The organism is Thermohalobaculum xanthum, from assembly GCF_016623495.1.
Lineage (GTDB): Bacteria > Pseudomonadota > Alphaproteobacteria > Rhodobacterales > Rhodobacteraceae > Thermohalobaculum > Thermohalobaculum xanthum.
Map to the genome: position 1 here is coordinate 24,225 of NZ_JAEHHL010000003.1, position 26,099 is coordinate 50,323.

General features: G+C 66.4%; 27 protein-coding genes. 13 read left to right on the forward strand and 14 right to left on the reverse strand.

Translation table 11 applies throughout. The features are described 5' to 3' along the window. Nucleotides 1-7 precede the first annotated feature (7 nt). The 5 genes from H0I76_RS07415 to H0I76_RS07435 all read right to left on the reverse strand — a co-directional run bounded on the left by H0I76_RS07415 (nucleotide 8) and on the right by H0I76_RS07435 (nucleotide 5,005). Nucleotides 8-1,162: a type 2 periplasmic-binding domain-containing protein gene (locus H0I76_RS07415; protein ID WP_200608861.1), complete on the reverse strand. Its 1,155-nt coding sequence runs from the start codon at nucleotides 1,160-1,162 to the stop codon at nucleotides 8-10. A 313-nt stretch (nucleotides 1,163-1,475) separates the two neighbouring features. Then, a complete protein-coding gene (locus tag H0I76_RS07420) occupies nucleotides 1,476-2,222 on the reverse strand; it encodes a helix-turn-helix domain-containing protein (protein ID WP_200608863.1) in 747 nt (248 codons plus the stop codon). A 3-nt stretch (nucleotides 2,223-2,225) separates the two neighbouring features. After that, nucleotides 2,226-2,444, reverse strand: a complete 219-nt coding sequence (locus tag H0I76_RS07425; protein WP_200608865.1) for a helix-turn-helix transcriptional regulator — start codon at nucleotides 2,442-2,444, stop codon at nucleotides 2,226-2,228. 90 nt (nucleotides 2,445-2,534) lie between these two features. Next, on the reverse strand, nucleotides 2,535-3,662 hold the full coding sequence (locus H0I76_RS07430) for a hypothetical protein (protein WP_200608867.1): 1,128 nt from the start codon (nucleotides 3,660-3,662) through the stop codon (nucleotides 2,535-2,537). Nucleotides 3,663-3,925: 263 nt separating this feature from the next. Beyond that, nucleotides 3,926-5,005, reverse strand: coding sequence for a tyrosine-type recombinase/integrase (locus H0I76_RS07435; protein WP_200608869.1), 1,080 nt, complete (start codon nucleotides 5,003-5,005; stop codon nucleotides 3,926-3,928). A gap of 114 nt (nucleotides 5,006-5,119) precedes the next feature. Here H0I76_RS07435 and H0I76_RS07440 point away from each other — a divergent pair, with 114 nt between their 5' ends. Next, nucleotides 5,120-5,776 carry a cupin domain-containing protein gene (locus H0I76_RS07440; RefSeq protein WP_200608871.1) on the forward strand — a complete coding sequence of 219 codons (657 nt, stop codon included), beginning with the start codon at nucleotides 5,120-5,122 and terminating at the stop codon, nucleotides 5,774-5,776. A gap of 575 nt (nucleotides 5,777-6,351) precedes the next feature. Here the strand turns inward: H0I76_RS07440 and H0I76_RS07445 are convergent. Continuing rightward, nucleotides 6,352-7,287 carry a LysR substrate-binding domain-containing protein gene (locus H0I76_RS07445; RefSeq protein ID WP_200608873.1) on the reverse strand — a complete coding sequence of 312 codons (936 nt, stop codon included), beginning with the start codon at nucleotides 7,285-7,287 and terminating at the stop codon, nucleotides 6,352-6,354. 64 nt (nucleotides 7,288-7,351) lie between these two features. On the opposite strand from H0I76_RS07445, the gene H0I76_RS07450 reads away from it, so the two are divergent. Together H0I76_RS07450 and H0I76_RS07455 are read left to right on the forward strand one after the other, a co-directional pair. Beyond that, the gene (locus H0I76_RS07450) at nucleotides 7,352-7,576 is read left to right on the forward strand and encodes a hypothetical protein (protein WP_200608875.1); all 225 of its coding nucleotides are present in this window, start codon (nucleotides 7,352-7,354) and stop codon (nucleotides 7,574-7,576) included. 508 nt (nucleotides 7,577-8,084) lie between these two features. Beyond that, entirely contained in the window at nucleotides 8,085-8,525 is a 441-nt protein-coding gene (locus H0I76_RS07455; protein ID WP_200608877.1) for a GFA family protein, read from the forward strand. Nucleotides 8,526-9,206: 681 nt separating this feature from the next. Here H0I76_RS07455 and H0I76_RS07460 read toward each other — a convergent pair. Then, on the reverse strand, nucleotides 9,207-10,616 hold the full coding sequence (locus H0I76_RS07460) for an MFS transporter (RefSeq protein WP_200608879.1): 1,410 nt from the start codon (nucleotides 10,614-10,616) through the stop codon (nucleotides 9,207-9,209). A gap of 67 nt (nucleotides 10,617-10,683) precedes the next feature. Between H0I76_RS07460 and H0I76_RS07465 the strand changes: the two genes are divergently transcribed. The 7 genes from H0I76_RS07465 (at nucleotide 10,684) to H0I76_RS07495 (ending at nucleotide 15,515) form a co-directional block, all read left to right on the forward strand. Continuing rightward, entirely contained in the window at nucleotides 10,684-11,079 is a 396-nt protein-coding gene (locus tag H0I76_RS07465; RefSeq protein ID WP_200608881.1) for a helix-turn-helix domain-containing protein, read from the forward strand. A 338-nt stretch (nucleotides 11,080-11,417) separates the two neighbouring features. Next, nucleotides 11,418-12,326, forward strand: a complete 909-nt coding sequence (locus H0I76_RS07470) for a helix-turn-helix transcriptional regulator (RefSeq protein ID WP_200608887.1) — start codon at nucleotides 11,418-11,420, stop codon at nucleotides 12,324-12,326. 162 nt (nucleotides 12,327-12,488) lie between these two features. Continuing rightward, nucleotides 12,489-13,175 carry an SH3 domain-containing protein gene (locus H0I76_RS07475; protein WP_200608889.1) on the forward strand — a complete coding sequence of 229 codons (687 nt, stop codon included), beginning with the start codon at nucleotides 12,489-12,491 and terminating at the stop codon, nucleotides 13,173-13,175. Between the two features lie 73 nt (nucleotides 13,176-13,248). Continuing rightward, nucleotides 13,249-13,899, forward strand: a complete 651-nt coding sequence (locus H0I76_RS07480; RefSeq protein ID WP_200608891.1) for a hypothetical protein — start codon at nucleotides 13,249-13,251, stop codon at nucleotides 13,897-13,899. 38 nt (nucleotides 13,900-13,937) lie between these two features. Further along, on the forward strand, nucleotides 13,938-14,288 hold the full coding sequence (locus tag H0I76_RS07485; RefSeq protein WP_200608893.1) for a hypothetical protein: 351 nt from the start codon (nucleotides 13,938-13,940) through the stop codon (nucleotides 14,286-14,288). A 137-nt stretch (nucleotides 14,289-14,425) separates the two neighbouring features. Then, nucleotides 14,426-14,731, forward strand: a complete 306-nt coding sequence (locus tag H0I76_RS07490) for a hypothetical protein (RefSeq protein WP_200608895.1) — start codon at nucleotides 14,426-14,428, stop codon at nucleotides 14,729-14,731. Between the two features lie 58 nt (nucleotides 14,732-14,789). Next, the gene (locus H0I76_RS07495) at nucleotides 14,790-15,515 is read left to right on the forward strand and encodes an META domain-containing protein (protein ID WP_200608897.1); all 726 of its coding nucleotides are present in this window, start codon (nucleotides 14,790-14,792) and stop codon (nucleotides 15,513-15,515) included. A 252-nt stretch (nucleotides 15,516-15,767) separates the two neighbouring features. On the opposite strand, the gene H0I76_RS07500 is transcribed toward H0I76_RS07495, so the two are convergent. From H0I76_RS07500 to H0I76_RS07510, 3 genes are all read right to left on the reverse strand, one after another. After that, nucleotides 15,768-16,619: a universal stress protein gene (locus tag H0I76_RS07500; RefSeq protein WP_200608899.1), complete on the reverse strand. Its 852-nt coding sequence runs from the start codon at nucleotides 16,617-16,619 to the stop codon at nucleotides 15,768-15,770. 17 nt (nucleotides 16,620-16,636) lie between these two features. Next, complete coding sequence (locus H0I76_RS07505; RefSeq protein WP_200608901.1) at nucleotides 16,637-18,121, reverse strand: SulP family inorganic anion transporter; 1,485 nt, start codon at nucleotides 18,119-18,121, stop codon at nucleotides 16,637-16,639. Between the two features lie 534 nt (nucleotides 18,122-18,655). Continuing rightward, entirely contained in the window at nucleotides 18,656-19,255 is a 600-nt protein-coding gene (locus H0I76_RS07510; RefSeq protein WP_200608903.1) for an MmgE/PrpD family protein, read from the reverse strand. A 361-nt stretch (nucleotides 19,256-19,616) separates the two neighbouring features. Between H0I76_RS07510 and H0I76_RS07515 the strand changes: the two genes are divergently transcribed. After that, entirely contained in the window at nucleotides 19,617-20,060 is a 444-nt protein-coding gene (locus H0I76_RS07515; protein WP_200608905.1) for a YtoQ family protein, read from the forward strand. Between the two features lie 138 nt (nucleotides 20,061-20,198). On the opposite strand, the gene H0I76_RS07520 is transcribed toward H0I76_RS07515, so the two are convergent. The 4 genes from H0I76_RS07520 to H0I76_RS07535 form a co-directional block, all read right to left on the reverse strand. After that, nucleotides 20,199-20,663 (reverse strand): hypothetical protein, encoded by a 465-nt coding sequence (locus H0I76_RS07520; RefSeq protein ID WP_200608907.1) that lies wholly within the window; start codon nucleotides 20,661-20,663, stop codon nucleotides 20,199-20,201. 8 nt (nucleotides 20,664-20,671) lie between these two features. Further along, a complete protein-coding gene (locus tag H0I76_RS07525; protein ID WP_234455188.1) occupies nucleotides 20,672-21,040 on the reverse strand; it encodes a DUF6152 family protein in 369 nt (122 codons plus the stop codon). 260 nt (nucleotides 21,041-21,300) lie between these two features. Further along, nucleotides 21,301-22,785, reverse strand: coding sequence for a BCCT family transporter (locus H0I76_RS07530; RefSeq protein ID WP_200608909.1), 1,485 nt, complete (start codon nucleotides 22,783-22,785; stop codon nucleotides 21,301-21,303). A 163-nt stretch (nucleotides 22,786-22,948) separates the two neighbouring features. Beyond that, the gene (locus H0I76_RS07535) at nucleotides 22,949-24,346 is read right to left on the reverse strand and encodes a patatin-like phospholipase family protein (RefSeq protein ID WP_200608911.1); all 1,398 of its coding nucleotides are present in this window, start codon (nucleotides 24,344-24,346) and stop codon (nucleotides 22,949-22,951) included. A gap of 594 nt (nucleotides 24,347-24,940) precedes the next feature. On the opposite strand from H0I76_RS07535, the gene H0I76_RS07540 reads away from it, so the two are divergent. Next, complete coding sequence (locus H0I76_RS07540; RefSeq protein WP_200608913.1) at nucleotides 24,941-25,786, forward strand: MORN repeat-containing protein; 846 nt, start codon at nucleotides 24,941-24,943, stop codon at nucleotides 25,784-25,786. Beyond that, nucleotides 25,783-26,022 (forward strand): hypothetical protein, encoded by a 240-nt coding sequence (locus H0I76_RS07545; RefSeq protein WP_200608915.1) that lies wholly within the window; start codon nucleotides 25,783-25,785, stop codon nucleotides 26,020-26,022. The genes H0I76_RS07540 and H0I76_RS07545 overlap by 4 nt, the downstream gene beginning before the upstream one ends. Nucleotides 26,023-26,099: the final 77 nt, after the last annotated feature.

Here is a 26,099-nt window from a genome sequence, read left to right on the forward strand (position 1 = left end):
GCTACGCCTACCGGAACGGTGGGGCGTAGATCAGCCCCCCGTCTTTCCAGAGCCGATTGAGCCCCCGATCGAGACCCATGGGACTGTCCGCGCCAAGATACCTTTCGAAGATCTCGCCATAGTTGCCGGCGCCCGCAATGACGCGGCGCGCCCAAGCCGCATCGAGCCCCGATGCCTCCGTTCCTTCAACAACGTCGACGCCGAGCAGCCGGCGGATTTCGGGGTCGGGGCTGTCCAGATAAGCCGCGTGATTGTCGCGGGTGATGCCCTTCTCCTCGGCAACGATGGTCGCGAAGATCGCCCAGCGGACGATGGTCGCCCAAGTCATGTCACGCGTGGAGACATAGGCGACCAGCGGCTCCTTCGAGATGATCTCGTCGTGCAGAACGTAGTCTTCAGGGTTGTCGAAGGAGGAGGTCCGCATCGTCGCGAGCGCGAACCGGTCAGTCGTCAGCAGGTCGCAGCGGCGCGAGAAGAAGGCGTCGTTTCGGCCCTGCGAAGACTCGAACGGTACGATCGCCCAATCCAGGCCATGCCGCGCAATGAAGTCTTCGAGATTCCCGATGGTCGTCGTGCCGCGCGACACACAGACCGATGCGCTCGGAAGTTCGGTCAGCGGACCGTCTACCGTCCCTCGATGCGACATGAAGCCCTGCCCGTCATAATAGAGAACGGCTGCAGGCATGAGATCGAGCGCAATATCGCGCGAGAAGGTCCAGGTGACGTTGGAGACGTAGAGGTCGACATCACCTTCCGCGATGCTCTCGAGCCCGACACGGATCAGAGTCGGGGACATCTCGACGGCCTTTCGATCGCCGAGCACTGCCAGCGCGACAACCCTGCAGAACTCCGGAAAGAAGCCTTCGTACCCCTCGGGGCCGATCCGCGTGTCGCCGACCAGCCTGTTCCCGATCGAGCACTTGACGAAGCCTCGATCCCGAACGGCATCCAGGACGCTTTCGCCAGCGAGCGATTGAGCGATGCCAACCGAAAGCCAGAGGATGCCCGCGACGATGAGAATCCCGAGTGATCTCATCTCAGCCTCCCTGATGGCAATTAAGGTTAACACGTGCAGGCACGGGATCGAACAGGGCAGGGAAAGAAACGCCCCATGGGCGAGCGGCGCGCGTCGTTCATCGTGGCAAGCGGAGGGCAGAATCAAGTATCTCGCCTACTAAGTGCTTCGCAATCGGCTGGTGTTCTCTCGCTTGCCGCCTCTCTTTTTCGGGTCGGCGATGGGTTAGGTGCGGTTCTCGGACTGATCTGCTCCGAAGACCACTTTGTTTCGCCGAGCGGCTCTTCGTTCGACCCGCAACGAAAGACTTCTCACCAACCATGGGTGACACCGTTACGAAGGACACCCGCGCGCCTCGCCACGGGAGAGCCCCGCATGCACCGGCAGGAACCGTCGGGACCGAGAACCGCGGGGCGTCGCGCCGACACAGCACCTGCCGACGCGCCCCGCGGGTCAGCCCTCACAGCCCCCGCCCTTCCAGCGCGAACCTGAGGGTGTTCACGGCCCTGTCGATGGGATCCTTTCCCGTGAGCACCGCCTCGACCAGGCTCGGGAGAAGCTCCGCGTCGGCGTGTTTCAGCTTCGACAAGCGTGCCCCGTCGACACCCAGCTGCTGGACGATCCTTGCCTCGATGCTCTCTCTTGATCTTCCCTGCGCTTTCGTCTGATCGCTCCTCTCCTCGTCAGCGTCCTCGTGCTCTCCCCTCTCTGCACCCTTTGGAATGTTTCCTTGTGGGGTTGGAAACGTTTCGTGCGAAGCCCCGTTCGCCCCCTGGAGGTCGAGATGTTCGGGGGTGCGGGCGAACGCCGTTCGACCCGAGGTGAAGAAGCTGGCGGCCACGAGCTGGGCTGCATGGCTCGACACCTTCTTCGCCTCGCCGTAGCGCCGGGCGATCTCGAAGTTGGGATGGTAGAGATTCGTCCCGTTCGGACCCGCGTTGCGCTCGGTATCGAGAACGCCCTTTCTCTCGAGCTGCCGCAGCGCGACCTGGACGGCGCGCGGCGACGCCGTGATCTCCGCGGCAATGTGGGAGACCGAGGGGCAGCAGAGCCCGGTCCTGGTGTTGTAGCACTCGATGAGCACTGGCCCCACCCGGCGTGCCGTGAGCGCGAGCCCCGGGTGCTTCGCGAGCAGCGTGTTGAGGAGCTGCTTGTCCACGAGGGTCCAGCGCACGTCCTTGGCCTCTGGTGATTTTGTCCCGCCCATGGATCAATCCTCCCGGCCGAGCTGATCGGCCCCTGGCGTCACGGTCTGCGCATCGAGCCAATGCTCGATCTCGCTGACTCGGTAGTAGCAGAGCCGCCCGATCTTGATGAATCTCGGTCCGTCCCCCCGCATCGCTGCAACCTCGAGGAACCGCGGCGGGATCCCGTAGATCCTCGCGACGTCCTTGCGGGCAACAAGTTGCCTCTCGTCAGTGCTGCTCATTCTTCCTGGCCTCATCTTGGGTTTCATGGACCAAGGATCCACGGTGAAGCCAGGAGTGTCTCGGGAGTACTCGGGAGAAGTCAGGAGCGCTCAGGAAGGCTCCCCCTGTGACGCTTGGCGCATCCGCCGCTGGAGCCGCGTGATCTTGCTATCGTCGTTTCCGCCCCCGACGATCTTGTCCTTGTGCTGCTCGAAGACCTTGCCGGCAGCCGCCGCGGCGGAGAGCTTCCCGGGTCCCTCCATCATCTCGACGCCCATCCTCACGAAGGGTTCATCGGCCCGCTCGTATCCACGGTTGTGGTGCCTCTTCACGGCGCTCGCCGGCTGGCGCCCTCGACCCGGAGCCGCCGGGAGGTCATGGGCGAGCAGGAATGCAAGGTCCCCCGCCGCGGCCCGGGAAACACGCCCCCGCGCGATGATCGCGGCGTCGACCGCCGCGAGGGGACGGTGCAGGCGTCTCAACCCGAGTGGCAACGGCATCACGTCGGCCGGCATCGGAATGCCGATGCGCATCCGTTCAAGCCGCGCCTCTTCCGCGGCATTCTCGATCGCGTGGGTCTCGAGTGCCCAGCGCGCCTTCAGCTCCTCGATGCCGGGACATGTGAAGGGTGGGCCGGCCTCCCAGCGCTGCGACGGAAGGATGGACCACCCCGCGACGTCGCGTCGGAACACCAGGATCTTTCCGGTCCTGAAGGCATCGGCCCAGGCACGCGTGACGGCGTCCGACGCGACGCTCAGCGCTGCGTCGTGCGACACGGCCAACTCGGGATCGAAGCGCCGCCAGGGCGCCTCGGGCGCCTGTCGCAGGAGCGCCGCGAACTGGTCGGGAGCGACGTCGTCCTCCTGCAGATGGGCAAGGCTGGCGACCCGGTCCCAGGTCGCCTCGAGCCCGGGCAGAAACCCTGACCAGGGCTTTCCCTGCGCGTCCACCAGCGCCGCGAAGTAGGCATCGACCAGGTTCTCCGCGCCTTCGATCCAGCGAATGGGTTCGCCGTCCGCGGCCAGGTGCCGTAACCTGCCTTGGTCAAGGGCAAGCTCGGCGACGGCCAACTGCATGCTTGGCTCGAGAGCCGCGGTCGCCCCGGGAAGAAGAGACCACGGCGGCGCGTAGCGATAAACGAGCACGGTCCCGTCGCCCGCCGCCTCGCGCTGCTCGAGCGCAAGGCGGTTGCTCTCTTCGAGACCATCGAGGAAATCGTTTCTCGTCCGCTTGTTCATCACCCCACCCCCGATCGTTCCAGGTCAGCTGCCGGAAGCGACACGCGATCGCCCCCGGCGCGCGCTTCACCAAGCAAGCCTACCGACGCGCCGGCGCGTGGCGCCACAGGCAAAACCACGTGTGCAACGGCTTGTGAGCGGGCAGTATCCGAGCCGGCGTCATGCCAAGCGCGATGCTGGCAAGGCGACTACCCCTGCGAGCTCGGCCTCGCCGGCCCGTCGCGGGAAAGCCGGGGCTCGAGGATGACCCCGGCCACGCGAGCTTAGCCGCTCGCGATCCGACGCGAGAGCTCGTCGCAGGCAACCTGCATCGCCGGGCGCAGCGCGTCCAGCGAGGGCTTGGCGTATCGCTGGCCCGTGATCGAGAGCGGCGTGTGGTTGAGCAGCCGGCCGACGATCTCCTCGAGGATGCCGGCCTCCATCGCCACGGTCGCGAAGGTGCGCCGGTGCGCGTGCGGCGACCAGGCGAGCGGCTGCGGCGAGGTCAGGTGTCCCTTGGGGGACTTCGGCGAGGGGAAGACCCACTGGCTGCTGAGCCCGCGCAACGGCTCGAGGATCGCGTGGTGGATGTCGACGACCGGCAGGTCGAAGCTCCGACCGTTCTTGGTCATCGGCAGGTGGATGCGGTCGGGATGGACGTGCTTCCACTCGAGCGCCAGCGCCTCGCTCTTGCGAAGCCCAGTGAACAGCAGGAGCCGATAATAGGCCACGTGGATCGGGTTCGGTAGGGCGTCGACCGCCCTGCCCCACGCGGCGAGGTCCTCGATGGTCCGGCCATCGGGGCGCTCCTCGTACCACTCGATCGCCATGGTCGGGCACTCGGGCAGGTCGTGGGTGCGCCGGGCGTGGTTCCACACCGCGCGGAACCGGCGGAAGGCATGGTTCGCCGCGGACGGGACCTCTGCCATCCCGGCATGCCGGGCCGCGACCATCGCCTTGGTGATCTCGTCGAGCGGCAACCTGAGCCAGTCCTTCAGGTGCTTGCGGAACTGGCCCTCGATGTCGTTCTTGTGCTCGTCCGAGCGCAGCTTCGGCCGGGCGAGGTAGGCCTTCATCGCGGCCTCGAGCGTCGGGGCGCCGGCCTGGATGACCTTGCCCGCGCCGCGCGACATGTCGAGCGCGAGGCCCATGGCGGTCTGCCGCGCCGCGTCCGCGGAGATGATGGGGTAGCGCCCGATCAGGGTGCGCTTGGTCTTCCCGCTCCTGTCCTTCTGGAAATACCAGGTCTTCGAGCGCTTGCCGACGAAGAGGACGAGGCCCTTGATCTCGGTGTCCCAGTGCTTGGCCGTGCCGGCCGTGGCGAAAGGGGTTTTCCGGGCGAAGGTCTCGGTGAGCTTGGGCATGGAAATTCTGCAGGAAATTTGTCGGTGGATACCAAGGACTGCCTGCAACCAGGTGCAGGCCGATGCAAGGGATTCTCTTTTTAAATGAGGCTGGTAGCAAGAGGGTGATGGTAGGTGAAACTCAAGTCATTTCCTTGGAAGGCTGACAGGCTACCATTACATCACACCCGCAACGCGCAAGCGGTGGTATATTTGCGGCACTCGGGCGTCAAGACGATCAACGGCATTGACCCGCAACAACTGCATCTGGCGGGGTATCGATGGCACAGTTGTTCCGAGCGACCAGGATTGCATGCAAGCAGTAAGACCCACAGCATGTCGCCGATGAAAACACGCCATACCGCACCCGTGATCACCGCAGCCCTGCTCGCCCTCTTGTCGGGGTGCGCGTCGCTGGCATCCGATGCCTCAACGCCTGTCGCGCCGCCCTCGACCAAGGTCGTGCTGCAGACCGACCAGACAGTGCTCGGACAGCCAATCGTTTACCCGTCCGGCTCACCTGGCGAGGTGACCGCCGCCATCGTGACCCTCGAGCCCGGCGCCAGAACCGGCTGGCACAGGCATCCCGTCCCGCTCGTCGCCTACATCCTCGAAGGCGAGCTGACGGTCGCATACCAAGACCATGGCGAGCGCGTCTATCGCGCCGGCGATGCTCTTGTCGAGGCGATCGAGACGCCGCATGAGGGGCACAATTCGGGGGATGCCGCGGCGCGCCTCCTCGTGGTCTTCATTGGCGCCGAAGGGACCCCGAACACGACGCCGATCAAGTGACCGACTGGCCGCGGGGTTCTGCGCCGCGCGGGCCGCGAGGAGAGAGGCTCCAACCCGGAGATAAGTTCTTTTAGATTCTGGACCCTCTCGGGATGCACCAAGCTGCATACCGGCTCAGCAGTGAGTTGACGATCCAGCAAATGAGCCCGCTGGAGGTTGCCACAATCTTGGCGACCGAACCCAGCGTTCTCCCACTCTACGAAGTCCTGACGAGCCTGCGGCTAACCGAAGTCGATACGGTCGACAGAATGATCAACGCTATCCAGGGTCGGGGCGCACAGGCCTTCGGGTGGCGTACTTGATGCGTGTGGTCATGGCACGTTCCGGCCACCTCAATCTTGCGATTGCGGCAATCCGAATACGGCCCAGCGCCGGCCCGCTGGAGCTTTGCGGCAAAGGCCCAGACCAAACCCTAAAGCGGACATAGCAGATCAGCGTGCCATACAGCTCGCGCTCCGATCGCATTCACCGCGCGAAGGCGTGTCCGCCCTCAGAGAACAAGCGACACGAAGTGGAGGCGCTGAGTTTGGCGCCGAGCGATATTCGGTGGGTCCGCGCGCCGCGCCTGTCATACGTCAGCCCGGTTTCACTGCTTCGGCTCGCGAGCATTCTTCGAGCAGCCATTGGCGAACAGCCCGAACGGCTTTCCGGCGCCCGGCCCGCTTGTTGACAACGAGGTAGTAGCCCCCAAACGGGATTTCGACGCCGGCAAGCTCGACCAGAGCGCCCGACTGACGCTCGGGCTCGCAGAGGTTCTTGTCCATCAGAACCGCTCCCAGGCCGGCCACCGCCGACTGGATCGCGAGGATTGCGCCGAGCGGGTGGGGCAGGTTGAGCTCCGGGACATCGTCGAGCCCGGCCTGCCGGAACCACTTGGACCAGAGGCGAAACGTGGCGTCTTCAATCAAGGGGCCGGTTGCCAGGGCCCGAAGATCCAGTTCGCCGTTGGACATCGGGGCGAAGCCGGGCGCCGCGTACGCCCGGATCTCGGATCGAAACAGCAGATGGTATTCCTCGGACGGCTCGGAGCGCACGTATCTCAGGCCCATGTCGAAGTCATGCGCCTCGATATCCATGACCTCTGCCGTCGCGGAAATCTTGAGATCGATGTCGGGGTGTCGGGCCCTGAGGCTTGCGAGCCGCGGGATCAGCCACTTCTGGGCAACGGTGTTCTCCGTCGTGAGCGTGACCGTGCCTTTGGGATGGACCGAGAGCGCCTCGGTCGCGTGAGCGATCCGGTCGAATGCAGGCGTGATCTCGGACAGGTATGTGCGACCTTGCTCGGTCAGGACGACGCCGGTGTTCCGAGCCTGAAACAGATGGACGTTGAGACGGTCTTCCAGTCCTCGGACGTGTCGGGAGATCGCCGAGTGAGACACGTTCAGCTCTGCGGCGGCCTTCGTGAAACTCCCGAGCCGGCCCGCCGCCTCGAAGGCGCGCAGAGCGTTCAGAGGGGGCAACAATCGCCGCATCGCCTTTTGTGACTTTTTGGAACAATCGGTGTCAAGCAACGGCGTTTGAGCACCTCGGCCGCCGCGGAGCAAAGTTGCCTCACGATAAACCACGGAGGCGACGATGAAGCCGATCGATGAGCGAGAATTCGCAGTTTGCGAAGCGCCGGTCACACCGGAGCACCTTCGCGTCGTTGCGCGTGCAAAGAAGGCTCTCGCCTCACTGAGCGGCGTCTTCAGAATTCGTGACGACCCGGATCGCCTTCCCGCTCGGATCCGCCGAGACGCCGGACTGGACGAACTGGATATCGAGCGCAGACGCTTCGCCAGGGCGCCACTGATCCGCTGAGGGCCATTCGAGCAAGCAACAAGCGATATGTCCTGCCGCCCGTCAGCGGGGGCAGTGTCCATCTTGCAGCGTCGCACATTTGTCATTTGCGCCGTGGCGCGATCCAGCCTGGCAAGCGCGGCCCCGAACATCGGCCATCGCTGCAATTCTGGACGTCCCGGCACCCGTTTGGTGCTGTTGCATCGGGCAGGTGGCAGGTGACCGGAAGCTTTCCTGAACGGACCTTCTGATGTCATCGCCAGTGCTGTGATCTCAGTCCTGCTTCCTGCCGGTCACCGCGACATCGAAAAGGCGGCAACAGCGTTCGGCAACTCGGTGGACAAACCGAACATCTGCATAGCTGCCCGGCTGTAGGCTGCGTGCGCAGCTTGTACACTGCGCTGCGGGGCTTTCCAGGGCGGGCGGGACGGGTACTCGAGGCGGAAACCGTTATGAAAGTAGCTGCCGCACGCTGTACTCTCACGCGATAATTGCCAACGCGGGAATCGCGAAAACGGGAGGAAACGAAGTGTCACAGCATAAGTACCAAGGCGGTTGTGCGCATGTGAAAGTCTACTCGGACGCCGAGCCGATCGACAATCACGAGTGCCATTGCAACGTCTGCAAATCCGTCACAGGACAGCACACAACCCACGTGGTCTTTTTCAACCACGGCGATCTGAAGGCTTCGAACGAAGGCGCCATGAAGCGTGTGCCGTTCAACGCGAACAATCCCGACGGCCCGCTGGAGATCTGCCTCTGCACGGAATGTGACGGCGTCCTGATGCTCGACGACAAGCAGAAAAGGATCCGGGTCGCCGTGCCCAACGTGATGAACTACGACCCGGCACCGGGCCCGGCAACCTATCACGCTTTCTGGGATGAGACGAAAGGCTACCCGAAACCCAATGACGGGCGGCCGGTCTATGCGGGGCTGCGCCCTGATTTCGTCTGGCCGAAAGGCGCCTGAGGGCCTCGCTCTGCCGCAATAGACGCCGCCGCTGGACAGCCGGAAAGGCACCGTCAGAACAACTTGCTGTCACCGACAGCAGTTCCTGACGACGATTTCCGCGGCGGCGAGTTGGACCGCCGTTGTGTCCGCACGCTTTGCCGGAGGAACGGTTCAAAGCGGCCCGCTCTGAATGGCCCAGATTCATTGATCGTGGATCACCGGCCTGTGGCCGACCGGAGCGATTGCCTCGGGTGGGGACGGTTGCATGCCGAGAGCGCAGTGTGACCGGACGGTTCGTGGTGGCGCCGCCATTCCTCGATGACGATCTGAACTTTGCGGAGCGGGAAGAGAACCTCGCCGGCCAGGAACTCGTCAAGGAGAGGTGCATTGACGCACTCACAGCAAGCGTTGGAACTCCAGACCGTCCATTGGATCGACTGACGGCTCGGCTCCACCCGCGCCGGCGCACACGCCTCTCTAAAATGGGATCAACCCATACTTCAGGGCGGATCACTTCGACGGGCGTGGGACGGTAACGCTGACAGGCTCCCATTACATCACGCCCGCGACGCGAAGGCGGTGGAGTATCGCTCGGCGGGACCTGTCAAAGTTGCCTTGGGCACGCCGTGGCGCAGCGCCGTTCGCAGCGAAACCGACGACCGCGCTGCGCCGGAGATGACGAGCCCACCCCGCATCACCTTACTCGTCCGCCCGCCGCCGCGTTCGGGCCCCGATCGCCAGCACGATCGCCACGAGGATCAAACAGGCCTCAAACATGAAAGTCGCGGAGAAGGCCCGGCCAACGACCTCGCTCTTGGCCTGCGCGATCTGCTCGGCGCCCGCGGCGATGGAGAACACCACCCCCGCCAGTGACGCGCCGATCATGAAGCCCAGGTTTCGCGACAGACCGAGCAGCCCCGAGGCGACACCACGCTGGCCTTCGGAAGCCGAGACCATGACGGCGGCGTTGTTGCCCGCCAGGAACAGCTGGAACCCCGGCGTGAGAAGGACGAGCGCGACGACATAGCCGGGCGCACCCAAGGCGTGCGGCAGGAGGGCAAGTGCGATGAGACCCGCACAAGTCTGCACGAGGCCCGCGACCGCGATCCGCGCCGCGCCGAAGCGATCGGCAAACCGCCCGGCGGGAACCCCGGAAAGTGCCGCGACGATCGGCCCGACCGACATCACGAGCCCGACCTGCGCCTCGCCGAAGCCCAATCCAAACGCCAGGAACATCGGACCGACGACAAGCGTCGACATCATGACGGCCGCAACGACGAGGTTGGTCACCAGCGGGAGCGAGAACCGGTGGTCGAGGAGTGCCGCGGGCTCGACCAGCGGGCTCGGCGCACGAAGCTCCCACGCCACGAAGAGCATCGCGCCGAGGAAGGTGAGCGGCAGAAGCCAGGCCTGCCCGACCCCGATCCCGTGGCCTCCGCCGGTTGCCGCGAGAGAGAACGCGACGAGAGTGAAGGCCAGGAGCGCCGCACCGGGAAGGTCGAGCCGGACCGGGCCGCGCGTACCCTCACCCCGGACAACCGGGAGGCTGTGCGCGGCGGCCGCGAGAGCACCGAGTGCCGCGAGGGCGAGGACCACGAAGACCGCCCGCCACCCCCACGCCTCGATGACCAGGCCGCCGAGCGAGGGGCCGAGCGCCGTCCCGACAGCGGATGTCGTGCCCAGCAGCCCCATGGCGAAGCCCGTGCGGTCACCGGCCGTGTCGCGTGCGATGGCGAGCGGCAGGCTCATCAGGATCGCCCCGCCGACGCCCTGCAGGACCCGCGCCGCGACGAGGGCCGCGAGGGTCGGGGCCGCCGCGCACAGCGCCGATCCCAGGGCGAAGATCGCAAGACCGGCAAGCAGGATCCGCCGCCTTCCCAGGAGGTCGCCGATCCGGCCCGCGATAACGACGCATGCCGTGACGGCGAGGAGGTATCCGAGAACGACCCACTGAACCTGAGCCAGCGGGGCCGAGAAACTGCGCGCCAGCGTCGGCAGGGCGACGGTCGCCGCACTGATACCGAGCGATGCGAGGAGCATCGCCGCGGCGATCGGGAAAAGGGGGCCGGAGGGGGCTCGGGCTGCGAGCCCGGCATCTGTGGTGGTCATGTCGGGGTCCTTGTCAGAATCACATCTGACCGGCACTCTGCGACTTCAAGTCAACTTGAGGTCAAGCATGAAGATCTTCGACATCGGCGAGCTGGCTGACCGGACCGGCGTCGCGGTCTCGACCCTCCGCTACTACGACGAGATCGGCCTCCTGTCCTCGATCGGCCGCCGTGGCCTGCGCCGACAGTTCGGGCCGGACGCGGAACTGCAGGTCGCGCTGATCTCGCTGTGCAAGAAGGCGGGATTCTCGCTGACCGAGATCACCGCGTTCCTCGCGGATGCCGACTGCAGGGACCTGCCGCGAGACGCCCTGCGCGAGCGTGCCGACCAGATCGACCGGCAGATCCGCGAGCTGGGGACCATGCGCGACCTGCTCGTGCATGTCGCCGACTGCCCGGCCCGCACGCACCTGGAGTGCCCGAAGTTTCGCAAGATTCTGAAGGTCGGCGGCCTCGGCCCGTGAAGCCGGATGTTCCGGCGGGGGGCGGCCTCAATGATGGCCTTCCACGGCGCCGGAGAGTGCACCTGTGGTCGCGTGGCGACGCAGCGCGGGTCCGGGTTGCACAACGCTTGCTGATGCCGTCAGCCTGTCGCCTCGGGCCTCGGCCCGCGAGGCGCGCGACCAATCCACTTGTCGTCGCCGGGAAAACGCCTTCAACGCGCCCGATCGATGGTGCTTTGACGATTGCATGCGCGCGCACGTATTATTCGTCAGCAAAAAATATTTGAATCGGAACCTCGATGCTCTTTTCCTGCACCGAGAGCAGTGGCCCCGGGGATGTCAGAACCCGCCGACGCGAGATGTTCCAGGACACGGATCATTTCGAGTTCGCCCCGACGCTCGCGCAGCGCAAGATCATCGAGACGGCGCATATCGGCGATGTCCGGCTGTGCCGGGTGACGTCGACGGGCCACCTGATCCGGCTGCGGGAACGACATCACGCCACCATCCTCGTTCCGCGGCAGGGGCGCTTGCGGATCGACACGCCGAAGGGGCGGCGCGAGGCGGGTCCGGGACAAGTGATCGTCCTTTTGCCAAGCGACCGGGAAACGACGGTGATCGCAGGCTCGGCCGGCTTCTTCCGGTGCGACTGCGCCCTGATCCCGGTCGTGCCCGATCACGCCTCGGCCAAGGGCGCGGCGATGCACCTGGCCGTCGCCGAGCTGGCTGGCGTGGATCTCGCTGCAACCAGGCTGCGGGAAACCGGCTGGGTCCGGCAGATGATGGACCTCTATGTCCAGGCAGCGTCGGAGGAGGACAGCTTCCTCGTGGAGCCCGCGGCGCGCGAGGCGGCGTCCGTTCTGATCCGCGAGACGCTCTACGAGCTTGCGATCCGGCAGCTTCCGCGCGAGATGCGCGTGAAGGCGGCGCCAGGGCAGGACTGGCGGATCGTGCGACGGGCCGAGGAACTCATGGAAGCCCGCCTGTCCGACCCGCTCTCGATCGCCGATGTCGCCGCCGAGATCGGCGTCAGCAGCCGGCGTCTGCAGCAGGCCTTCGGCAATGTCAGAAACTGCTCGCCGCGCGAGCGGCTGACGGCGATGCGGCTCGACGCGGCCCGCCGGCACATGCTCGAGGCCGGCCATTGCGCGACCGTGAGCGAGGTCGCCCTCGCATGCGGATTCGGCCATTTCGGCCGGTTCGCGGCCGCCTATGCCAACAAGTTTGGCGAGCTTCCCTCGGTCACGCTTGGCTGCAGCCACGGCTGACGAAGCGCCAGCCGGCGCGGTCGGGAGCCGGTCCGAGCTGCGCGCGGCAGAGCGGCGCCTGGTGCGCCCGAGGGCGGCCTCGGGGCTAATTTTCACGGAAAGTGGATAGCCGGTTTCGCAACGCGGATTGAGGCGCGTCGCGGGCACACGGACACTTCGGGCATGAAGCTTCGATTCTTCAAGCTCGAGTCCCATGCGCGCGCCGGCCTGGCGATCGCCTGCCTCCTGGCCAGCGCGCTCCCTGCCGGCGGAGCCGATGTCCCCCTCTCTGCCGGGGAGGGCGGACCCCGGCACTGGGAAGTGACCGGGGTCCAGAGTTCTCTCGCCTTGCGCGAGGGCCCGACGACCGCGTCACGCAGGATCGCGCGCCTCGCGCCGGGGGCGATCCTCACGAATCTCGGCTGCGAGGACGCGGGCGGCCGCGTGTGGTGCGACGTGCAACCCTTTCGCGGCGGGCCGCGCGGCTTTGCGGCGCATGAGTTCCTCAAGCACGCGCAGGCGCCCGACGGAAGCTACCCGACCGGCGAGGATCCGAGCGCGCTTCGCGCCGGACGCGGCGATTTCGATGCGCGCGGCCCGCTCGGCTGCGCCTTCGCCGATGGCCAGCCGATGGGCGAATGCGCCTTCGGCGTGGCTCGTGGAGGAGGCGGGGACGCCACGGTGGTCGTCGACCGGCCCGATGGGCTCAAGCGCGCCATCTTCGTCGTCCGGGGCGCGCCCGTCGGCGCAGATACCTCGGAAGCCGACGGATACCACGATTTCACGACTCATCGGGCGGCCGACGTCTACCGCGTCCAGATAGGTCAGGAGCGCTACGAGATCGTCGACGCCATCGTGTTTGGCGGCTGATCGCCGGCCCTTGCGGCGTTGCGGAAAGTTTGCGGACGCGGCCCGCGTGCCGATTCAGGAAGGAACGCCGACAATGAGACAGATTGGGACGCTATCGCTGCTGGCGGGTCTCGCCATCTCTCTCCCCGCCGGGGCGCAGACGGTGGACTTCATGCTCGAAGAGTGCAGCGGCCTCGCCAAGCAGTATTTCAGCGAGCCCGGCGCCCGCACCGAGATGCGCTACAACGGACAGCGCGTCGACGGGACCCATACCGTCGGCGGGGGCATCTTCCTCGAAGCCCGCAAGGCCTATGTCGCCTGCGCCTGGCCCAAGGGGGATTACACGATCAGCGAGTTCTTCGTAGACGGCGAGAACAAGACCGCGTTCTTCACCGGCGGCGGCACTGGTTCCGCCGCGAGCGAACCTGGCACCGCCACCGAGCAGGTGCGCTTCGCTCAGGGCGCCTCGGGCACCGAACTCAGCCGCTCCCTGACACCCGGCAGCTCGATCCGCTTCGTGCTGGGCGCGCGCGAGGGCCAGGACCTGCGTGTCAGCGTCGTTCAGCGCAACGGGCCCCGGACCGATTTCCAGATCTTCAACCCGGATGGAACCTTCCTGCTGGACCTGATCCCCGCCGACCGAGAGTACCGCGGCCAGCTCTGGCAGTCGGGCGATCACGTGGTCGAGGTGGTCAACCGGGGCGGCAGCACGGCCGACTTCACCATCAGCATCGGGATCCACTAGGGATCCCACCGGCATCACGACACGAAAGGAACATTCAGATGACCCGACCGATGCCCCTTGCGATCGGCACTGTCCTGCTTCTCGCGCTCGCGGCTTGCGCGCCCAACAGCGGCGGATCGGGCGGCGGTGCCAACCAGCCCGCGTCGCAGCCTGCCCCGCCGTCTGTCGGCTTCTCACCCGATGTCAGCAATGCGGCGGTGAGCGCCTGCCGCAACCGGCTCGATTCACAGACAGATGGCGCGATCGAGGTCACTGGGACGGAATTCTCCGAGGCCAATTCCGCCGTCTACATGGTCGTGGGAGCCAACCGCGCGCCTTGGCGCTGTCTCACCTCGAACCGTGGCGAAGTGGCCGAGCTGATGTTCATCGGGGACGAAGGAAAGCTCTGAGCGAGGGCTTTCCCGCGCGTGTCCCGCTGCCACGGCCACGCGGCCAATCGCGGATGGGGGCCGGGGCCGGGAGCGGCCTTGCGGGGCTTGAGTATCGCAAGGCCGCTCTCACCGGAAGCCAATGAAGGAGAGCCACCATGAGGGGTGTTCTGATTTTCCTGGCAGGGCTGATCATCGGTGGTGGCCTGTCGTTCATCGTTGCCACGGGGATCGGCGCCGGCGTGGGTGTCGCGACCGGGCTGATGGCAGGCGCCTGCATGACCGCGGAGTCGGCGAAGGAGCTGGGCCTGATCACGCCGGAACAGGTCGACCAGGTGCTGAATGCCGCGGTCGAGCAGATCACCGCCAACCAGCTTGCGGAGGCCGACAAGATCTCGGGCAGCGATGCCGGGTGCCAGAAGGTGATCAGCGACCTCAAGGCCGCCGCGGCGAAGAACAGGTAGGCTGGCGCCGAGGACGCCGCTGCGAGCATACTTCCGCCAGCAGGGAGGAGTATCGGCCATGAGAGAGCTGCTTCGTAACCCGCGCCGTCTCGGCGCCGTTGTCGCGCTTGCCGCCTGCGCCGGCCTTGCCGGCACGGACAGGGCGTCAGCCGAGGCGAGCGGTCCCGACTTCTTCCGGGTCGTCGGCGTTGCCTCGGACGATGTCCTCAACATTCGGGCCGACGCGGGCGCGTCCCACGCAAAGATTGGCGAGATCCCGCCCGATACGGACGGCATCAGGAATCTCGGATGCGTCGGAGGCCTCTCCTTCGCCGAGTGGCAGGCGGCGACCGAGGCGGAGCGCGCCGAGGCAGCCAGATCGCGCTGGTGCAAGATCGCGTATGGCGGGATCGAGGGATGGGTGGCCGGCCGATTCCTGGGCGAAGGCGCCGCCCCCGAGCCGATGGGCGAGGGCAGCCTCTGGCGCATCGTCGAGATCGACGGCGCGCCAACCTCGACGGATGCGGAGCTGGGCTTCGAGGCGGACGGGGATTTCTACGGTACGGTCGGCTGCAACCGCTTCCGGGGCCGGTTGATGATCGAGAGCGGCCAGCTTCGCGCGGACGGGCCTGTCGCTGCCACGCAGATGGCCTGCGTCGAGCCCGGCATCGGCGAGCAGGAGCGGCGCATCCTCGCGATCATCGCGGACGGGAGCACGATCGGCTACGACCCTCGGGCCGACGCCATGACCCTGACAGATGCGGACGGGAAACTGGCGGTGCGGCTGACGCGGCGGCCGCGCTGACGCGAACGCCAAGGCCCACCCTGGCACCATCGGCGGACGCCGAGGGCCGGCGGGGAAGCGACCTCGTGCTCCAGTGCAACATGGCGTTCTCGGTGATCTAGCTCGCGCCGAGACTGTCGGAGGCCTATTATCTCCTGCCGCCAGCCAGCCACTGGTCGACGCCCGCCTCGCGGGCGTTCCTCGACTGGCTTATGGACGAGCTTTCCGGCAAGCCCCGGACCTGAGCACCACGGGCCCCGGCGGGTCGCGGCCTCAGCGGAACAGGACCACCGGGATCTTGCACGAGCGGATCATCTCGGACGTCGTCGAGCCGATGATCATCGCGCGGATCCGGGAATGCCCGAACGCGCCCATGACCAGAAGGTCGATGCCATCGCGCTCGACGACCTCGGCCAGGACCTTCTCGGGCTGCCCCGGGGAAACCTCGACCCGCGCATCGTGTCCACCCGCCCGCAACGTCGCCTGCGCCTTGGCGAGGTTCCGCGCAAGCTCGCCTTGCTCGGTCCCGACGCTCAGGAGCCGGATGTCCAGCCCGGCGAACAGCGGCGCGCGCGCGACATGATCGACCGCCTTCATCGCGGCGACGCCCCCGTCATAGGCGATGAGCACCTTCGTGATCGGGCGAAAGGCGCGGGCGGCGACGAAGACCGGCTTGGTCGCCGAGCGGACGATGCGCTCGAGGTTCGAGCCCAGGTGCAGCCGGGCGAAATCGGCGCCCTCGCCGCGCTTGCCGATCACGATGCCGCGCGAGGTCGGCTCGGCCTCGGCCACGGTCTCGAGCAGGTCGCCGCTGCGAAGACGCGCGGTCACGTTCTCGATGCCTGCCGCACGGATCACCGCTTCGGCATCCTCGACGATGGCCCTGCCCCGCTTCTGTGCGAGGCGCGCGCGCTCGGTGTCGAGCGCGGAAAGCTCCTCCAGGAGCGCGGTCCGGGCGCCGAGCGCGATCGAGCCCGAGAGATCGGAACTCGCCGTCTCGCGCCGCCCGAGGACATGCAGGAGCTCGACCGGCGCCCCTGTGCGGCCGGCGATCCATGCGGCGTTCTCGCAGACGCTCCTCGAATAGATCGAGCCGTCGATCAGGGCGATGAGCTTGTCGGTCATGTTCCCCTCCCCGCGCGTCAATGCGCCATTAGCTTGTCGAGCCCGCCCGGCTTGTCATGCAGGGCAAGGCGGTCGACGATCGTCTCGCTCGCCTGGTTCATGCCGACGATCTCGACCTCGGCGCCTTCGCGGCGGAACTTGAGCACGGCCATGTCGAGCGCCGCCACGCTCGAGATATCCCAGATATGCGCGTGGCTGACATCGATCGTGACCTTCTCGAGCACCTCCTTGAAATCGAAACCGGCCATGAACGCCTCGGCCGACGCAAAGAAGAGCTGGCCCTCGACGCGGTAGGTTCGATGCAGGCCATCCGCGCTGAGGCTGGAGGTGATGCGGAAGAGCTGCGCGATCTTCCAGGCGAAGAAGATGCCCGAAAGCAAGACCCCGACCAGCACGCCGATGGCGAGGTTGTGGGTGAGCACGACGCCCGCGACGGTCGCGAGCATGACGGCGGACGACGAGGTCGGATGATCCTTGAGGTTCCTGATCGAGGACCACGAGAACGTGCCGATCGAAACCATGATCATGATCGCGACCAGCGCCGCCATCGGGATCCGGCTCACGAGGTCGCCGAGCGCGAGGATGAAGAACAGCAGCAAGACGCCAGCGGCGAAGGTCGACAGCCGGCCGCGCCCGCCCGATTTCACGTTGATCATCGACTGGCCGATCATGGCGCATCCGGCCATGCCGCCGATGAAGGCGGTCGCCGTGTTGGCGACGCCCTGACCGATGCATTCCTGATTGCGGTCCGACGGCGTGTCGGTCAGCTCGTCGACGATCTGGGCCGTCATCAGCGATTCCAGCAGGCCGACCACCGCCACCGCCAGCGAATAGGGCAGGATGATCAGGAGCGTCTCGAGGTTCAGCGGAATGTCGGGGATCAGGAATACCGGCAGGGTCGCGGGCAGCTCGCCCATGTCGCCCACCGTGCGAAGGTCGAGATCGAAGAGCATCGCCACGGCGGTCAGCACGATGATGCACACCAGCGGCGACGGGATCGACCGGGTCAGATGCGGGAACAGGTAAATGATCGCGAGCCCGGCCGCGACCATGGCATAGGTCAGCGCCGGCACGCCGACCAGCTCGGGGACCTGCGCCATGAAGATCAGGATCGCCAGCGCATTGACGAAGCCGGTCATTACCGAGCGCGAGACAAAGCGCATGAGCGCCCCGAGCCTCAGCAGCCCCGCCCCGATCTGGATCAGGCCCGCGAGCACCGTGGCCGCGAGCAGATACTGGAGCCCGTGATCGCGGACCAGCGTAACCATGAGCACCGCCGTCGCGGCCGTCGCGGCCGAGATCATGCCGGGCCGACCGCCGACAAAGGCGATCAGAACCGCAATCGAGAAAGACGCATAGAGGCCGACCTTGGGGTCGACACCCGCGATGATGGAGAAGGCGATGGCTTCCGGAATGAGCGCGAGCGCGACGACGAGGCCGGAGAGAAGGTCGCCGCGCACATTGCCGAGCCATTGCGCGCGATAGGCGTAGAGCGAGGTCATGCGGGTACTCAGTTTCTTGAAGAAGGATCGCCCTGCGGCCGCAGAGGCGTTGCGCCGGGCTCGGTGAGGGTGTCGTGTCGCGTGTCCGGCTGATCCGTCCGTAGAGGGATCACCCGGCGTCTCGGGCGGCACGGACGCGGTTTGCCCGGGCCGATAGCGGTTCTCTCTCTCCGGCTTCTTGATATCCGCGCGTCGGCGCGCACCTCCTGAAGGGGCCGGCCCGATTTGTCAATCGCTCTGGTCGGTCCGCGCGATGCCGCTCCGCGCCGTCCGATGCCGGGGAGAAACGCCAGCGGGCAGACGCGCGGCTCGTGTCTCAGCTTGAATGTTCTGCCGTTCGTTTTTTGTAAGGGCCATAATTTGTGGGCTCAGGCGTGCGGAGCGGGGACGCTGCATGGCGAACCATGCAGGCGACGCAGCCGGCGCCCGTCGCATGCGTCGAAAACCCATCCGTCATGCCGGGCCAGATCCGTAGATCAGCTCGCAGGTCGGGAGATCCCGCCCCCTGCCGGGTCGGGAGCCAACCGCCATCCGTTACACGCCCTGCACCTGATCAAGGATCCCGGTCTCGGAGACCGGCGTCGCCCCATCGGCGTTGAGGAACGCCTCGGCCACGGCCACCGAGCAGCGGCAATCCGCGACCTTCTGCAGAAGCTGTGCGCGGGTCATCGGCGAGCCGACGCCGCCCGGAACATGGAGCGTCTCGCGCGTCAAGACCCGCCCGTCCTCCAGGGTTACCGTGATCACCTCAGGCGTTGACGGACCGATATCGCCCGAGTCGCCCTTCGGCAGCGCATAGAGGTCGAGCTCGACCGCCGCCGTCATCTTCCGCCGCACCGGGTCGCTGAAGCGGTGTTCGCGGAAGTCATCGGGCGCGACGTGGCCGGTGAGCAGGCCGACCACCGCGCAGTAGCTGACCGAGAACCGTGCCTCCGCGTCGTTGTTCGGCACGACGAAGCCCGCGACCCGGTGGAACGGCTCGGGCATGCGGACCTTGATCGAGCGGATTTCGGCGCCCTCGCCGATTCCCCTGTGCAGCATCTCGGCGCCATGGATCGTGCGATGCGTGTAGGCGCAACTCGGCCAGAGCTTGCGGACGACAGGATACCTGTTGACCGCCTGCCCGAGCTCCATGCTCTTGATCATCTCCTTGAAGCCGATCGATTCCGGCGGGTGCGGCGGCGGATGTCCTTAACAATCCGCTTTGATGGCGTCTCTCTTGTCACGGATTTCTGTCTCATCTTCGTTCCTCGACGACTACGATGAGCCAGAAACCCTCCGTTATGAAGTCAACTCAGATGGCCCATAGGCGCTGACGTCGGACATCTGGGACGAGCCGCCTGCCTAGGCGGAGAAACGCACCCTCTCGCCACCCCGCATGCGACTGATCGATCGCACCCGCACGCCGGAAGCACCGTGCGACAGGTTGTCAATCCTTGCCGCATCCTCGAAGATCCGGCCGGAGAACAATTCGTGCAGACAAGGTTAGGGCCTGATGAAACTGAACGTGTACCTGGCTGGCGAAATTCATACCGACTGGCGCGACGCGATCATCTCGGCATGCGAGGGGCTCGACATCGACTGGTCGGGCCCCGTCACCGATCACGGGGCATCGGACGATTGCGGCGTCGAGATCTTTGGCGCCGAGGACGAAAAGTTCTGGCACGACCGCAAGGGCGCGCTCCTGAACGCGATCCGCATCCGCACCGGGATCGAGCGCTGCGACGTCCTGGTCGTCTGCTTCGGCCAGAAGTACAAGCAGTGGAATGCCGCCTTCGATGCGGGTTACGCGGCGGCCCTTGGCAAACCGATCATCGTGCTTCACCCGGAAGATCACGATCACGCGCTGAAGGAAGTGGACGCTGCCGCCAACGCCGTGGCGCGCACGCCCGAACAGGTCGCCCGCGCCTTGCGTTATGTCACCACCACGAAGCTCTGAGCGCGGCGGACCAGTCCGCGGGGAATACGATTTCCACCGCCCCAGACCGCGAAATCGTCCAAGTGCGCGACTCGCGATGGGTGAATGCACCGGCCTTGGCAAACCGGAACGCTGGATTGGCGCCTCGGCGCGTGCTTGTTAGTCCGTCGTGAACGCAATCAGACGACCGAGCGCGAGCGCCGAAAGCCAGCACGACAGCGAGATGATGGCGGCTGTGCGCCGGACCCGCAGAGGTGATGCGACCAGATCGACGCGCGCGGTGAACCAGAGCGCCGAAAGTGTGCCAACCGCGATCACCGCCATCTTCGCCTGGAAGACGGGAGCCCTGGCGTAAGTCTCGGGCCCCGCGAGAAACAGGAGCCCGCCGCAAACCGCTGCCAGCGAGAGCCCTGCGATGGCAGCGGGCTTCAGCACGCGCCAGAGCGGGCCAAGCGGCTGAGACGGCCAGAGCCCGAGAAGCCTCAGGTTCAAGGGGACGATGGCCCCGACCAGCAGGGCGATCCCCAGGATATGCGCGCCGCTGATCGCGGCATAACCCCAGCGCGAGACCCGGACCCACTCGGCGAGACCGGTCTCAGCGACGAAACTCCAGCCCCCCTCCACGGATCACGTCAGTCGCGTTCGGGGTAAAGCTCGAACGTCCGACCGTCGATCCGGATGCGCTCGGCCTTCATGACGCGCTCGGACACGTTGGCCGAAGGCTCGCCGATGAAGGTCGCCTCGACCCCTGGCGCGAGATCGCTGTCCGCGAGGCCCGCACGCTCGTTGCGCCACGGCTGTCCGACCTCGACGGTCCAGACCTCGTCCTCCGCCTTCACCTGGAGGAGGCCATGCGGGTTCCCGAGCTTCGCTTCGATGATGACACCGGTCAGCTCGATGTTGTTGCCCGTCGTCCAGCGCCATCCGTGATGCGCGAGCGCGGGCACCGACACCGCGACCGCCAGCGCGAGGCCGATCGAAGCCATCGTGATGCGCCACATTTCGTGTCTCCCTCATGCCAGCCCTGGCTCCACATTAATCTAGGTTCGATCGCCGGCCGCGCCATAGTACCCGGAGAATGCGAAAGCCTCTGGGACACGCTTCTGGCTGATCGGGCACGGGCCGGGCGACACGGCACGACCCCGTTCGAGCGGCGGTGCGCGCGGTCAGGGATCGGGGCTCGGCCGCGTCGCGAGCCAGATGAGAAACCCGAGATAGGCAAACACCGTCACATTGAGGGCCGTGTCGAGGATCTGGCCGATCATTGCTGGCGCTCCCGGTTGAGGGACCGAAACAGGCAGATTACCAGCACCGGCGTGATGAAGACGAAGGCGAGCGCCGAGACGGCGATGATCGAGCGCACAAGGGCGACGTCGCCCACCAGCACCATGGCAAGCCCAAGCGCGCCGAGGATCGCGCCCCAGATCGTGCGGATCCGCACGGACGGGTTCTCGTCTCCGCCGGTCGCAAACATCGCCAGGACGAAGGCCGCGCTGACGACGCTGGTCACGACGAACAGGAAAGCCGCAACGATCGTCGCTGTCCGGGTGAGGCCGGCCAGGGGGAATCGTTCGAGCAGCGAGAATGTCGTCGCGTCGAGGTTCGCGCGGTTCACCTCGGCGAGCGTGCCCTGCTCCTGGAACGCATCGAAGAAACCGAGCCCTCCGAACACCCCGAACCATATGATCGAGAACAGCGTCGGCGCCACGATGACGCCCGCCAGGAACTCGCGGATCGTGCGCCCACGCGAGATCCGCGCGATGAACACGCCGACGAAGGGCGACCAGGCGAGCCACCAGATCATGTAGTTGAGGGTCCATCCCTGGAACCAGTCGACGACCTCGCGCTCGAAGAACTCGGCCGTGGAGAACCCGGCCGGCAACATCCCGAACAAGTACCTTCCGAACCCCGAGACGATCGTGTTCATCAGGTACGACGTCGGACCGACGACGAGCAGATACCCCGTGAGGCCAATCGCGATCAGCATCGCGAGGTTCGAGAGCTTCGCCATGCCGTCGCCGAGGTCGCGTCTCAGCGGTAGCGCAAAGGCGGCGCAGATCGCGACGAAGACCGGGATCGTCAATGCATCCGGGCTCTCCAGCCCGATCAGCCCCGCCAACCCGGCCTGAACCTGGAAGACCCCCATCGCGAGCGATCCGGCAAGCCCGACGGCGATGGCGACGATCGCGAACAGATCGAAGACCCATCCGAGGCCTCGTGTCCACGGCCGGTCGCCGACGGCATCGATCAGCGGAGCGCTGAGCAGCAGCGGTTGCCCACGCCGAAAGGCGAAGAAGGCGATGACAAGGCCGACCAGCCCGTAGATCGCCCAGGCATGGAAGCCCCAGTTCAGATAGGTGACGAAAAGCGCAAGGCCGGCGGCGCGCGGCTCGGGCACGTGCTTGCGGATCTCGTCGAAATGGGTCAGCGGCTCGGCGGTGCCATAGAACAGCAGCCCGACCCCCATCCCGGCGGCGAACAGCATCGCGATCCACGCCGGCGTGGAGAACTCGGGCTCGGCGTCGTCCGGCCCGAGGCGCACGCGTCCCATGGGCGAGAACGCGAGGTAGATCGCGGCGAAGAGCAGGCCGCTCGCCTCGAGCATGATGAACCAGCCGCGGCTGTCGAACTGCACGGCCACCACCGATTGCGCGAGAACCCCCAGGCCGCTCGGATCGAGGATGCCCCATGCGGCGATCAGGCCGCTGAGCGCGAGTGCAACAATCAGGAGCGGATTGGCTGTCATGCGGGCTTGCCCTTTTCTGCCGCAGAAGTGCAGGTGCCCGGTTTCGGCACGTCGTTGCCATCCAGCTTGCTGTCACCACGCGCGGGTGAGCAACCGAACACTGACAAACCCCGACATGATGTCGCGGCCGGGCGGCGGATGGGCGCGCGCGCCCGCAAGCACCTCATCGGCGCGCGGCGATCGCAGCCTGTGACCCGGCTTCGGATGGCGTGCGCACCGTGAACCCCGGCGGGTAGGATTGCCAAAGCGCGTTCCCCGAGACGAGATCCCCACCGAGGTCGAAGAGCGCGCGCATGAACACCGGGTCGAAGCGCTCCTCGGGCTCGAGCCGGAAGCTCTCGGGGATCCAGGCGTAGTGAACCGCGATCTCGTCACGCGTCGCGATCGAGTGAACCTTGTAGAGATCCCCGACGGCCTGCGCGTACCAGAGCGCGTCGATCGACGCGCCCGCGATCTCGTGCGTGCGTGCCGCGACCGTCTTCGGCGGCGGCGTCACCGCTCCGTTGACGATCAGATAGAGCTCCCGGTCCATGTCGAAGCCCACAAGGTCCTGCATCATGAAATGCGGGATCTGGGGCGAGAGCGCGTTGACCTGCGAGGTCACGCCGCCGTCGACATGCATCTCCTCGAAGGTCTCGCCGCCCGCCTCGACCTCGAAGAATGCGGGAGGAAACGCCATCGGAATCGCGGCGGAGGCCACGATCACCTCGTGGAAGAGCTCGAGCGCCCCCGGCTTTCCCGAGGCCGCGATAGCGCCCATGTTCCAGATGACCGAGCGCCCGGCATCGATGTTTGTCGTGCCGACAAGAAGCAGTCGGCCGCGGCGATGTTCCTCGCCAACCTCGTCGAGAAATGCCGGCGTGACGTAGCGCGCGATCTTCTCGCGCAGCGGCGCCGTGTCGAGCAGCGATGCGCCGGAGACGACGCCCGAGAAGATCCTTCGCTCGACCAGATCCTCGGTCGAGAAGGTGGTGTAGATCTCGGTGAGCACATTGTCATAGCGCGGTCCAAGAAAGGCGAAGGGCGCGATGATCGCGCCCGTGCTGATGCCCGTCACCGCGTCGAACTCGGGCCGCGTGCCAAGCCGGCTCCATTCGGTCAGGATGCCCGCCGCGAAGGCGCCATACTGACCACCGCCGGAAATCGCGAGATAGCGAAGGCGCGGCGTCTTGCCGGCCGCAGCCACGGCGCCGAAGCGCTCGCGGAGGATCTCGGCCCGCGCAAGCATCATGCGCTCCACCTCCTCGGGCTCGTTGTAGTCGCCCCAGAGGCGGACACCATGAAACCCGACAGGCTCGACCACCTCGATCAGATCGTTCGGGACGGGGTTACGCTGGCGCGCGGCGCCGCAACCGGCAAGCGAAACGCAGGCGATCAACACAAGGCCCAGAGAGATCGACGACTTGACGGCACGGCTGGACAGGGCGCCGCGGGCGAATGCATCTGCACACGCCCAGAGACCCATTTCGGCAGGCGTGGCGCACCGTTCCGCATCGCGCGCATTGCGCAGTTCTCGGGGCTGGCCGGCGAACGCCTGGCGACAATCGTGATGTTCGACCATGACGACCTCCCGGCCTCACTCAACCAGATTCGGCTCGACCAAGCCATCCGCCCACGGCGCGGCTCACGATCGCCGACGCGACCGGAACGGTTGGGCCGCCCTCCCGGAAGCCGGGCCCATGCCATCTGCCGACGGGAAGCGTAACGACGCCGCGTCAGCGCTGCGAGATCCGGTCATCAACGCATCACGTCCGCGTTCTCCGATCAGCGCCAAGCGCCGCCTGCGGGCTAGAACCGGCTTCCGCAGTGATCAACGACCTCTCCGACGCGCTCGCGGAAAAATCGGTGCTCGCGGGGCATTCACGATCTCATGCGTGTTGCGGAAGATTGACGCCGCACAAAGAGCATGACGCACTGGAACCTGGGTTTCACCACATCGCATGGAGGCGTCCCTCCGAGCGAACCGAGAGGCGGTGCATCGCGATGGCGTTTTCGAGGGCTGAATCGATGCCGAAGACCGGCTGGCGGGGCCGCTTGCGGCTCGCGGCCGGAGCCCAGGTTCATGCCGCGTCGCGCCAGCCCTGCTCGCGGAGTCGGCCGGCGCGTCGTTACCCGCCTCGTCATTGGGCTGCGATCGGAACGGGAGGATGAAATCATGAAGCTGGCAAGATCGGTGGCTGCCGCCTCGGCAGCGGCGCTGGTAGCGATGGGGCCCGGCCTTGCCGCTGCCTCCGACGGCGAATGGATGAAGGACCGGATCAGCGGCTGCGAGGTCTGGAGCGTCGAGCCGCCCACGCCCGAGGAGGGCGTCTCATGGTCGGGAAGTTGCCCGGACGGGAAGGCGTCCGGCAGCGGCGTCCTCGTATTCTGGGACGGCGAGGGCCTCCACGGTCGCTATGTCGGCGAGCTTGAAGGCGGCAAGCTCTCGGGCGAAGGGCGGCTCTACCTTCGCGCCGAGCAGGGTGGCTTCAACGAGTTCATCGGTCGCTTCGAGGATGGAAAGCCCGTCGGCAAGGGCTTCCTGCGGACCGCCGGTGGCGCGCGCTTCATGGGCGAGCTGATCGACGGCATCGATCACGGAAAGGGCGTCGTCGTCCTTCCCAACGGATGGGTCCTGAAAGGCGAGTTCAAGGACGGCAAGGGCGTCGGCACCATTGTCGTCGACTACTTCGCCGAGGACGGCGAGCGGTATGTCGGCCAGGCCGAGAATGGCAAGCGCCACGGATTCGGCATCCTCACCGCGGCCGACGAAGATTTCTACGCCGGGCAGTTCGTCGACGGCGTCCCGGACGGCCAGGGCATCTACAAAGGGGCCGGCGGCGAGCGCTACGCGGGCGATTTCGCGGGCGGGAAGCGCAATGGCTTCGGCACTTCGGTCGATGCGGACGGAAACGTGGTCCAGGGACGCTTCATCAATGGCGAGCCGGACGGCATGATCCTCGTGACCGAACCCGACGGAACCCAGACCGTAACCGAATGGAAGGCCGGAGGCACACAATGACCCCCAAGCCAGTCAGAACAGCAGTCACGATGTTCGGCGCGCTCGCCGTGGTCGTCCTCGCGCTGGCCGCGATGCCGCACGATGCCGCCGCGGGGCCCGTCTCGAAGGGCGCAACCTGGGGCGCCGTCGGGGGCGCGGTGATCGGCGGCGTTGCTGGCGGCAGGCCTTTGGCCGGCGCGGCCGCGGGGGCAGCAACGGGCGCGATCATCGGCCAGGTTCACAAGAAGACGAAATGACCCCGCCGAGGCACCCGCGAGCGCGGGTGCTTCACGCAAGAGGCTCGTGGCATCGGGAAGTGAAACGACGCCGACCC